A 2,299-nucleotide genomic window follows, 5' to 3' on the forward strand; every position below is an offset into this window, starting at 1 on the left:
GTTGAACTGTAACTGATCATCCTGAGTCAATAGCCGAACAACCACATTCGTATCAACAGCGATCATGCCATAACTCCTCTATCCCTTGCCGAATCGCCTCATCCATATCCTCAAGACTTTTAGGAGTGCCGTCATACTTTAAACAACCAGCCACTTGATTTAATAGTGTTTCTGGAAAAGGGTTTTTCGGTTTTAAAAGAATCCCATCTCCCGTATCAATTGCGATTAACTCAAGACCTGTTTCCCAGTCATGAGCATCTCGCAGAGACTTAGGAATAATAACTTGACCTTGACTCAACAATTTTGTCGTTTCCATAACCTAAGCATTCAGGGGTCAGCTGTCAGCCGTGAGCCTTGGACCCACGCTACACCGAACAGCTTAACATAAACCTCGTTCCCGTAGCGTGGCCATTTCCTTAGTGCGTACGCATTTTGTAGCATTCTGTAGGGTGGGCATTGCTGGTTTCCCACCCCAAATGCTGCCGGAATTCACCTGGGCAATGCCCACCAACCAGAGCACCCATGGATTTTTGGTATTGGTGGCCATTGCCTATTTAATTGTTCGCCGTTAAATCATGATCATTTTGTAGGGTGGGAAAAGCCTGTTTCCAACCCCCTATGCTGCCGGAATTCATCTGGGCAATGCCCACCAACCAGAGTACCCATGGATTTTTGGATATTGGTGGCCATTGCCTATTTAATTGTTCGGGGTTCAATCATGATTGTAATTAACAATGCCCACCCTACGATTCGATTGCCGATTCCCGATTATGATTGGATATTGGTGGGCATTGCCTATTTAATTGTTCGGGGTTCAATCATGATTGTAATTAACAATGCACACCCTACGATTCGATTGCCGATTCCCGATTCCCGATTATGATTGGGTATTGGTGGGCATTGCCCATTTAATTGTTCGGGGTTCAATCATGATCTTTATCAGCAATGCCCACCCTACGATTCGATTCCCGATTCCCGATTCCCGATTCTAATTGGGTATTGGTGGGCATTGCCCATTTAATGCCTCAGCGTTCAATCATGATCTTTATCAGCAATGCCCACCCTACAATATATCTCCCGATTCCCGACTCCCTCGGTGCGCTTTCCGTAGGCGAATTAAATTCGCCACGGGTCGCACCGCTCCCGATTCCCGATTCCCTACTCCCTACTCTACTTGAGCACCAACTACCTCCGATGGCTGAGTGTTGTTTTCGGCTGTATCAGTTGGTTCCCCTAAGGTTTCTTCCAGTACCTGAATTGCGCCACTAATGCGGAGTAAGGTTTCTCGGAGGTTAGCTTGTTTCGCTTCTAGTTCCGCTAGCATTTTTTGACCAGCTTCATATTCGGATTTTAGGGATTGTAAGCGTTGTTCGAGTTTTTCTTTCATGGTTTAGTTTAATCAGTAAGTAAAAGGTATTTCTAGGTAAAAATCGTGGTCAATAAACTATGGATATTGGGTTGGTTGGGCATTGGTGGGCATTGCCCATTTCATTGATCGGTGTTCAATAATGATCTTTATCAGCAATGCCCACCCTACGATTGTTGTTGTTTGGTTGGGCTTTCAATCCCATCATTTTACCCTACCTCCCAATCTTGCTCAACTTAGTCATCTGACACTAGTTGATTTAGTTGAAGTTCCAATTGATTGATCCGTTGTTCATAGTTGCTGCTCTTGTGAGCCATATCTTTGATAACTTCAACTAAGTACATACTGATTTTTCGGTAATTAATTGCTTCAGGTAACCCCTGTTGGTCGTAGTAAACAAGTTTGTTAAGACCAATCTCGTGAAGCTCTTCAGCAATGTATCCAATTTCCCAACGATTGGGATGGTTAGGTCGTGTATAAGTCTTGGGTTCTACTGTCAAAATTTTAGAAAAATCGTCTTCCAGAGAAATGATATTTTCCTTCGATCTAGCGGAAGAATTGTCGTAACATATTTGTTTAGTACTGTCATCCCACTGCACATTGCGATCATCACGATAAGGTAAAGACCCAACATATAAACTGTTTGTAATTGAGACACTGCCGTGGACTTTTAAATAATCCCAGAGCTTAACTTGCCTTCCCACTGATGTACCACTCCTTCCCAGAATCATCAGAGCATCGTGGTTGGCGGCATTCTCAATAGCAGCATAACCATCAGCATTTCCTATTCCAGTGTGGTTATGATTAGTTTTTGTAAAGTAAATATCTGAATTACCTGCACGAATCTCACCATCTACCAACAGATTAGGTGTGCCAATCAAATGAAAGCTCTCATCATCTGTAAATCTTGCCCAAACTTTATTACTTTCCTCC

Annotated in this window: 7 protein-coding genes; 3 read left to right on the plus strand and 4 right to left on the minus strand. The window is 43.3% G+C overall.

Going from position 1 to position 2,299, the window contains the following annotated elements; translation table 11 throughout:
• Positions 1–52: 52 nt before the first annotated feature.
• Together F6K38_RS39710 and F6K38_RS39715 are read right to left on the minus strand one after the other, a co-directional pair.
• The gene (locus tag F6K38_RS39710; RefSeq protein ID WP_008184183.1) at positions 53–316 is read right to left on the minus strand and encodes an AbrB/MazE/SpoVT family DNA-binding domain-containing protein; all 264 of its coding nucleotides are present in this window, start codon (positions 314–316) and stop codon (positions 53–55) included.
• Between the two features lie 63 nt (positions 317–379).
• Positions 380–547 (minus strand): hypothetical protein, encoded by a 168-nt coding sequence (locus tag F6K38_RS39715; RefSeq protein WP_008184181.1) that lies wholly within the window; start codon positions 545–547, stop codon positions 380–382.
• A gap of 117 nt (positions 548–664) precedes the next feature.
• Here F6K38_RS39715 and F6K38_RS39720 point away from each other — a divergent pair, with 117 nt between their 5' ends.
• Genes F6K38_RS39720 through F6K38_RS39730 form a run of 3 tightly spaced genes read left to right on the plus strand, consistent with a single transcriptional unit; the run spans position 665 to position 1,178 of the window.
• Positions 665–883, plus strand: coding sequence for a hypothetical protein (locus tag F6K38_RS39720; protein WP_008184180.1), 219 nt, complete (start codon positions 665–667; stop codon positions 881–883).
• Positions 837–992, plus strand: coding sequence for a hypothetical protein (locus tag F6K38_RS39725; RefSeq protein WP_154659781.1), 156 nt, complete (start codon positions 837–839; stop codon positions 990–992). The genes F6K38_RS39720 and F6K38_RS39725 overlap by 47 nt, the downstream gene beginning before the upstream one ends.
• On the plus strand, positions 993–1,178 hold the full coding sequence (locus tag F6K38_RS39730) for a hypothetical protein (RefSeq protein WP_287255550.1): 186 nt from the start codon (positions 993–995) through the stop codon (positions 1,176–1,178).
• Here the strand turns inward: F6K38_RS39730 and F6K38_RS39735 are convergent.
• Together F6K38_RS39735 and F6K38_RS39740 are read right to left on the minus strand one after the other, a co-directional pair.
• Positions 1,166–1,387 (minus strand): hypothetical protein, encoded by a 222-nt coding sequence (locus F6K38_RS39735; protein ID WP_287255552.1) that lies wholly within the window; start codon positions 1,385–1,387, stop codon positions 1,166–1,168. The genes F6K38_RS39730 and F6K38_RS39735 overlap by 13 nt on opposite strands.
• A 215-nt stretch (positions 1,388–1,602) precedes the next feature.
• Positions 1,603–2,299: tail fiber domain-containing protein (locus F6K38_RS39740; RefSeq protein ID WP_287360389.1), on the minus strand; the 697-nt coding region annotated here is incomplete at its 5' end.

It is taken from the genome of Moorena sp. SIO3B2 (assembly GCF_010692525.1).
GTDB lineage: Bacteria > Cyanobacteriota > Cyanobacteriia > Cyanobacteriales > Coleofasciculaceae > Moorena > Moorena producens.

Coding starts and splice junctions, on each gene's coding strand:
- F6K38_RS39710 (WP_008184183.1), bottom strand. CDS start 316: ATGGAAACGACAAAATTGTTGAGTCAAGGTCAAGTTATTATTCCTAAG.
- F6K38_RS39715 (WP_008184181.1), bottom strand. CDS start 547: ATGGCCACCAATACCAAAAATCCATGGGTGCTCTGGTTGGTGGGCATT.
- F6K38_RS39720 (WP_008184180.1), top strand. CDS start 665: ATGGATTTTTGGATATTGGTGGCCATTGCCTATTTAATTGTTCGGGGT.
- F6K38_RS39725 (WP_154659781.1), top strand. CDS start 837: ATGCACACCCTACGATTCGATTGCCGATTCCCGATTCCCGATTATGAT.
- F6K38_RS39735 (WP_287255552.1), bottom strand. CDS start 1,387: ATGAAAGAAAAACTCGAACAACGCTTACAATCCCTAAAATCCGAATAT.